Annotated in this window: 6 protein-coding genes; 3 read left to right on the forward strand and 3 right to left on the reverse strand. The window is 64.2% G+C overall.

The features are described from left to right. Positions 1 to 25: 25 nt before the first annotated feature. The 3 genes from NKJ76_RS15120 to NKJ76_RS15130 form a co-directional block, all read right to left on the reverse strand. Positions 26 to 1,033 carry a ribonuclease T2 family protein gene (locus NKJ76_RS15120; RefSeq protein WP_352537764.1) on the reverse strand — a complete coding sequence of 336 codons (1,008 nt, stop codon included), beginning with the start codon at positions 1,031 to 1,033 and terminating at the stop codon, positions 26 to 28. Between the two features lie 98 nt (positions 1,034 to 1,131). Then, complete coding sequence (locus tag NKJ76_RS15125) at positions 1,132 to 1,554, reverse strand: MarR family winged helix-turn-helix transcriptional regulator (RefSeq protein WP_245267064.1); 423 nt, start codon at positions 1,552 to 1,554, stop codon at positions 1,132 to 1,134. A gap of 23 nt (positions 1,555 to 1,577) precedes the next feature. After that, entirely contained in the window at positions 1,578 to 2,459 is an 882-nt protein-coding gene (locus tag NKJ76_RS15130) for an alpha/beta fold hydrolase (RefSeq protein WP_196814066.1), read from the reverse strand. 141 nt (positions 2,460 to 2,600) lie between these two features. Between NKJ76_RS15130 and NKJ76_RS15135 the strand changes: the two genes are divergently transcribed. The 3 genes from NKJ76_RS15135 to NKJ76_RS15145 all read left to right on the forward strand — a co-directional run bounded on the left by NKJ76_RS15135 (position 2,601) and on the right by NKJ76_RS15145 (position 6,437). Beyond that, positions 2,601 to 3,533 (forward strand): alpha/beta fold hydrolase, encoded by a 933-nt coding sequence (locus tag NKJ76_RS15135; RefSeq protein WP_023739884.1) that lies wholly within the window; start codon positions 2,601 to 2,603, stop codon positions 3,531 to 3,533. An 82-nt stretch (positions 3,534 to 3,615) separates the two neighbouring features. Next, positions 3,616 to 4,791 (forward strand): CaiB/BaiF CoA transferase family protein, encoded by a 1,176-nt coding sequence (locus NKJ76_RS15140; RefSeq protein WP_352537765.1) that lies wholly within the window; start codon positions 3,616 to 3,618, stop codon positions 4,789 to 4,791. Beyond that, the gene (locus NKJ76_RS15145) at positions 4,788 to 6,437 is read left to right on the forward strand and encodes a thiamine pyrophosphate-binding protein (protein ID WP_352537766.1); all 1,650 of its coding nucleotides are present in this window, start codon (positions 4,788 to 4,790) and stop codon (positions 6,435 to 6,437) included. Before NKJ76_RS15140 ends, NKJ76_RS15145 begins: the two co-directional genes overlap by 4 nt. The last annotated feature ends 298 nt before the right edge of the window (positions 6,438 to 6,735 follow it).

Consider the following 6,735-nt stretch of genomic DNA (forward strand, 5'->3'; position numbering starts at 1 on the left):
CACTGCCAAGCGACAGACGGATATCCTACTGGAACCCGGCCGCATCGACCGAGCCCTTCGGACAGCCCGCCTTGGTCGTCGGCGCCGAGGCGAGCATGAGAGTGCCCAGCGAACTGTCGGGGCCGATCGGGCCGGTCAGGCCCAGCGTCAGCTCGCCGATCAGCCGCCTCCCGCTCGACGGATCGACCAGGCAGGAGACACGCACCCGCGCGCCCGCCCCGACGCCGAAGGCGCTGTCGAAGGCGCTGCGGATCTGGTCCGAAGTCAGCTGCTTGCCGACATTCCTGGTGAAGAGCTCGCGCACCGGCGACGCATTCACCGCCCGCATCAGGTTCAGCGCCTCGGCAAAATACTCCTGCTGGCTCTTGCCGTAGCAGGTGCCGTGCTTGATCCATTCATGCCGTTCGAGCTTGGAGGCGGTGCCAGGCATCACCTGGTCGAGTTCGGCGCGCGTATTGGCATCGAGATCGACCGGCGGCAGGTCGGCCCAATGGGCCGGATTGTCATTGGCCTTGTCGCTCGCCGGCACCTGGCAATAGAAATTGCCGTTCGGCTGCGGCCAGAGCCCATGCAAGGTGAAATGCGACGCGTCGAAACCGCCCGCCGTCTGCGCCTGGCATTCGGGCTTGCTTGCCTTGGTTTCGCAGAAGGCCGGCTGCCAACTCAGCGCAAAGACATATTCGGGCTTTCCCGAAGCCGCAGGCTTGCCCTGATCGGCGGGCGCGGCCGGCTGGGCGGCTGCGCTGCCGCCGGTGACATGACCGCAGCTGATCTTGACCCAGCGACGCTCAGGATCGGCGCCCGGCATGCGGATGAGGTAATGCGTCGGCGCATCCTTGTTGCCGGCCAGGAGGTCGTAGCTCTGTCCAGCCGTTGTCGCGATATTGCCGGGGTTCTTGCCGCTTTTGATTGCCTGCGTCGCCGGGCAAGCCGTATCGGCCACGAAGGAGCCGCTCATCTTCACATCGGCGCGCGCCATGCCGACACCGGCCAGCGCCACCAACACCGCACCCCATATCGCCGATATCCGCATTCCAGCACTCCTAGCGTTTCATAGCGCAAGCTAGAAACGTGTGACATGTCAGAATTACGATTTCTTTCGTCCGCCGCAAAAAACAATCGCTCGGTCGATCAGACCCCGCCCTCCTCGACCCGCTTCGTCAACATACGCAGCAGATCAAGCGCTGTCTCGAGCGCGCGAGCCTCGATGCCCTCGCTGATGCGGTTGGCCCAGACATGCTGGCGCGTGCCGATATCCCGGATCGCGGCCCGGCCGGCATCGGTCATCGCCAGGAGCTTCGCGCGGCGGTGCGCCGGGTTGTCCGCATAGGCGGCAAGCCCTTCGGCGGCCAGAATATCGGCCAGGCGCTGCACGCTCTGGCGCGCAAGCCCCATGTCGCGGGCAATGTCGGCCACCGATTTCGGCTCCTTCAGCACCGCGCCCAGAACCTGCCAGCGCGCCGCCGTCAACCCGGCAGGCTCCGCCAGCCGGTCGGCCGCGTCGAGAAACCCGCCATTCAGCCGGAACACGGCAAGCACCAGTTCGGTGAGCACATCTCCGGCTTCGGTCCTGCTTGTCATTTCTGGCCGGCCTCGATGGTGGAAACGAAAGTGTTGACGGCTTCAGCCACCGCCTCCGGCTTGTCAAGCATCACCCAATGGCCGGAACCGGCGACGGTTCTGTGGCCAATTCGGCTGCGCAGCCGAAACAGAGCCGCCGCATTGTCATTGGCCTCCGTGGCCAGCACGAAGATCGGCCCATGATAGGCGTCGAGCGTCGGCTCGGGATTCCATTCCGCCAGCGCCTTGCCGACGCCTGCCCGAGCCGCCGGATCGACCACCGCCGCATCGGCGATGACCTGTTTGCGGACATCTGGGTTGGAGCCGGCGATCGAGATGTAATAAGCGCTCAGGACATCGCCGCCGTTTGGCCCCGCGAGATCGTGCACGAACCCGTCGCGAATCTCTTTGGGCAGGGCGCGCGGATCGGTCGCCGGATCGACCAGCAGGATGCCGGCAACACGGTCGGGATGGCCGGAGGCATAGGCGAGCGCGGCCCCACTGCCGCCGCTATGTGCAACGAGGACAAACCGCTTCAGGCCGAACGCATCGGCCACCGCACCAATATCGTCGGCACGGCCGTCATAGCCGTAGTCGGCATCAGCTGCAGGCGCCGATGCGCCATGGCCGCGAAAATCGAAGGCGACCGCCTCACGGCCACCTGCGGTGAGCTGCATCACCCGGTTCCACTGTGTGGCGCGGCTGCAATCGCCATGCGCGAACAGGATCGGCAGGCCGCCGCCGGATTTGATGTCGTAGCCGGCAAGCTGGCCCTGCGGGCCGGCAATGGTTGAGGTCTTCATGGTCGTCTCCCTGGTCTGGCTGGAAGCAATGCCGGGCAGGAGCATTGCGGATGAAAGGCTCGCCAGCAGAAACGCGCGGCGCGAAACGGTTTTCATGCTCATGTTCCCGATGTAATTTGACAGCATGCTGTCATATAGCCAAATTGACAGCACACTGTCAATAGTGACGCCGGCTGATTTCGACCTCCCCTTGACGTCGGTCACGCGGTCGCCCAACAGTCGCCAAGGGAGCGAGACATGGCATTTGACAAGCAGACGACGCTGGCCTCACCGACCGGGGCCACGCTCAATCTCTATGTGAAGCACGCGGGGGGCTCTCCACGCGCGGTAGTCCAGGTCAATCACGGCCTGGCCGAACACGCCGCGCGCTATGCCCGCTTCGCCGATTACCTCAGCACCCGCGGCTTTCATGTCTACGTCCACGACCATCGCGGCCATGGCGCGACCAAGGCGCCCGATGCCCCGCTCGGCAGATTCGCCGGCACAAGCGGCCCGGCCAAGGTGATCTCCGATGTCGACGCAGTCCACGATTTGATTGCGAAGGAGCAGCCCGGCCTGCCGGTCATCCTGTTCGGCCATTCGATGGGTGCGTCGGTGGCGCTCAACTACCTGCTGGCGCACTCGCCGCGCGTCCACGCCGCGGCGATCTGGAACGGCAATTTCTCACAAGGCCTGCTTGGTCAGCTTGCACTCGCCATCCTCGCTTATGAGCGCTTCAGGCTCGGCTCCGATGTTCCCTCACGCGTCTTGCCCAAACTGACCTTCCAGGCCTGGGGCAAGGCGGTGCCCAACCACAAGACGCCGTTCGACTGGCTGTCGCGCGACGAGGCTGAAGTGGCCAAGTACATTGCCGACCCGCTGTGCGGCTGGGATGCCTCGATCTCGATGTGGCGCGATGTCGTGGAGATGGCGCAGAAAGGCGGCAAGGATGCGGGCTTTGCCGGCATCAGGCGCGACCTGCCCGTCAGCATCGTCGGCGGCGAGAAGGATCCGGCCTCCGACTATGGCAAAGGCATCGATCATCTCACCAAGCGGATGCGCGCGATGGGCTTTTCGAATCTGGTTTCAAAGGTTTACGCCGACACCCGCCACGAAAGCCTGAACGAGGTGAACCGCGACACCGTTATGGACGATTTCGCTGCCTGGGCCGATAGCGTGCTCAAAGAGTGACATCGCTGGCCTACCGCAAGGCCCGTGACAGCGGCATCCCGGGTTGATAGAGGCTGCGGTTCCGACCCGTTTTTGGTGATTTATGGCTGAACCTCCGCTGAAAGGCGTCCGCGTCGTCGAACTCGCCCGCATCCTGGCCGGCCCCTGGGCAGGACAATTGCTGGCCGATCTCGGCGCCGATGTCATCAAGGTCGAGAGCCCCGACGGCGGCGACGATACCCGCAAATGGGGTCCGCCCTTCGTCATGAGCCATGATGGCGAGAACCTGTCGGCCGCCTATTACCATTCCTGCAATCGCGGCAAGCGTTCCATCGCCGTCGATTTCTCGACATCGGAAGGGGCCGAGACGGTGCGCCGGCTGGTTGCCACGGCCGACATTCTGATCGAGAACTTCAAGCTCGGCGGCCTCAAGAAATACGGGCTCGATTACGAGAGCCTGAAGGCGATCAATCCAAAGCTCGTCTACTGCTCGATCACCGGCTTCGGCCAGGATGGGCCTTACGCACCCCGCGCCGGCTATGATTTCATCATCCAGGCCATGGCCGGCATGATGTCGATCACCGGCGAGGTCGGGCGCGAGCCGCAAAAAGCCGGCGTCGCCATATCGGACATCTTCACCGGCCTCTATTCGGTGATCGCCATCCAGGCAGCGCTTCGCCATGCCGAAAAGACCGGCCAGGGACAGCATATCGACATGGCGCTGTTCGACACGCAGATTTCCGCACTCGGCAACCAGAACCTCAACTATCTCGTCTCCGGCAAGGCGCCGGTGCAGATGGGCAATGCGCATATGAACATTGCGCCCTATGAGGTTGTCCCGGTCAGGGACGGCCATATCATCCTGGCGGTCGGCAATGACGGCCAGTTCGCCAAATTCTGCGCCGCCGTCGGACTCGACCATCTCTCAGCGAATCCCGATTTCGCCACCAATCCGGCCCGCGTCGCCAACCGGGTGAAATTGCGCGAGCACATGATCGAGACGCTGAAGAACTGGGACCGAGACCCGTTGCTGGCCAAGCTCGAAGCGGCAAGCGTGCCGGCGAGCCCGATCAACAATATCGGCCAGATGTTTGCCGACCCGCAGACGATCGCACGCGGCATGCGGCTCGACCTCGACGATGGCCATGGCAATCGTCTGCCCTCGGTGCGCGCGCCGATGGTGATGTCCGGCACACCGCTGGTCTATGAACGCCCTTCGCCACGCCTTGGCGAACATACCGAAGAAATTCTTGCCGAACTGGAGAAGTCTGGACGATGAAGACCGGTGGACAACTGATTGTCGACGCACTCGAGGCGAACGGCACCGACCGCATCTTCTGCGTGCCCGGCGAATCCTATCTCGCGGTGCTCGACGCATTGCATGACTCGCCCATCCGCACCATTGTCTGCCGACAGGAAGGCGGCGCCGCCATGATGGCCGACTGCCAGGGGCGGCTGACCGGCCAGCCCGGCATCTGCTTCGTCACCCGCGGCCCCGGCGCCACCAATGCGTCGGCCGGCATTCACATTGCCATGCAGGATTCGATACCCGTCATCCTGTTCATCGGCCAGGTCGCCAGCCACGCCAAGGAGCGCGAGGCTTTCCAGGAGGTCGACTACAAGCGCTTCTTCGGCGACATCGCCAAATGGGTGGTGGAGATCGACGATGCCGCGCGCATCCCCGAACTCGTCACCCGCGCCTTTGCTGTCGCGACATCGGGCCGCCCCGGCCCCGTCGTCGTCTCGCTGCCGGAGGACATGCTGACCAGTCTTGTCGACGCGCCCGCGGCCTTGCCGCACACGCCGGTCGAAACCCGGCCCGGCGAAGCCGAACTCGATGCTTTGGAAAAGCTTCTGGCCAAAGCCAACCGTCCCTCCGTCATCCTCGGCGGCACACGCTGGGACGAGGAAGCGGTGGCACGTATGCGCACCATTGCCGAGGCCTGGTCGCTGCCGGTCGGCTGCTCCTTCCGCCGCCAGATGCTGTTCGACCATCTGCACCCGAACTATGCCGGCGATGTCGGCATCGGCATCAACCCGAAGCTGGCCACCGCCATCAAGCAGGCCGACCTGGTGCTGCTGATCGGCGGCCGCATGGGCGAGATGCCGTCCTCCGACTATACGTTGCTGAAGAGCCCTTACCCCGACCAGACGCTGGTCCATGTCCATGCCGATGCCGGCGAACTCGGCCGCGTCTACCGGCCGACCCTGGCGATCAACGCTTCGCCTTCGGCCTTCGTCGAGGCTTTTGCCAAGCGCAAGCCAACCTCCACGCCAGCCTGGGCGGGTGAGACAGCGAAAGCACACGCTGCCTACCTCGACTGGTCGACGCCGCCTGAGACCGGCCCCGGCCCGGTCCAGATGGGGCCGATCATGAACTATCTGGAAAAGATTTTGCCCGATGACGCCATTTTCACCAACGGCGCCGGCAATTACGCCACCTGGGTGCACCGCTTCCACCGCTTCCGCCGCTTCGCCACCCAAGGCGCGCCGACCTCCGGTTCGATGGGTTACGGCACCCCGGCTGCGGTCGCCGCCAAGGCGCTCCATCCCGACCGCACCGTGATCGCCTTTGCCGGCGACGGCTGCTTCCTGATGAACGGACAGGAATTCGCTACCGCCGTGCAATACGACCTGCCGATCATCGTAATCGTCGTGAACAACGGCATCTACGGCACCATCCGCATGCACCAGGAGCGCGACTATCCCGGCCGTGTCGTCGCCACCGATCTGAAGAACCCTGACTTTGCCGCTCTTGCCCGCGCCTATGGCGGCCACGGCGAGACGGTCGAGAACACGGCAGATTTTGCCCCTGCCTTCGAGCGTGCCCGCGCCAGCGGCAAGCCGGCGATCGTCGAAATCAGGCTCGATCCCGAGGCGATCACGCCGACGCGGACGATGACGCAGATCCGCGACAAGAGCTGAGAAGTTAGCAGCGAAAGCCGAGTTCCGTCACACCCCCCTCTGTCCTGCCGGACATCTCCCCCTCAAGGGGGGAGATTGGATGTCATGTCGCCCTTCGCCAATCTGCAGCGTTGCAGACAGGGCGCTATGGTCAGAGCTGCTGATCTCCCCCCTTGAGGGGGAGATGTCCGGCAGGACAGAGGGGGGTGCTGTCCCGCCGACGCTGCCAAGACGATCGCCCCTTTCCTGATATCTACAAGCGAGCTATCAGACCGCTGCCAGCGCCTGCGTCAGGTCGGCGATAAGATCGTCCGGATGC

This window comes from Mesorhizobium sp. M0029 (assembly GCF_040323735.1).
In the GTDB taxonomy this organism is placed as follows: domain Bacteria; phylum Pseudomonadota; class Alphaproteobacteria; order Rhizobiales; family Rhizobiaceae; genus Mesorhizobium.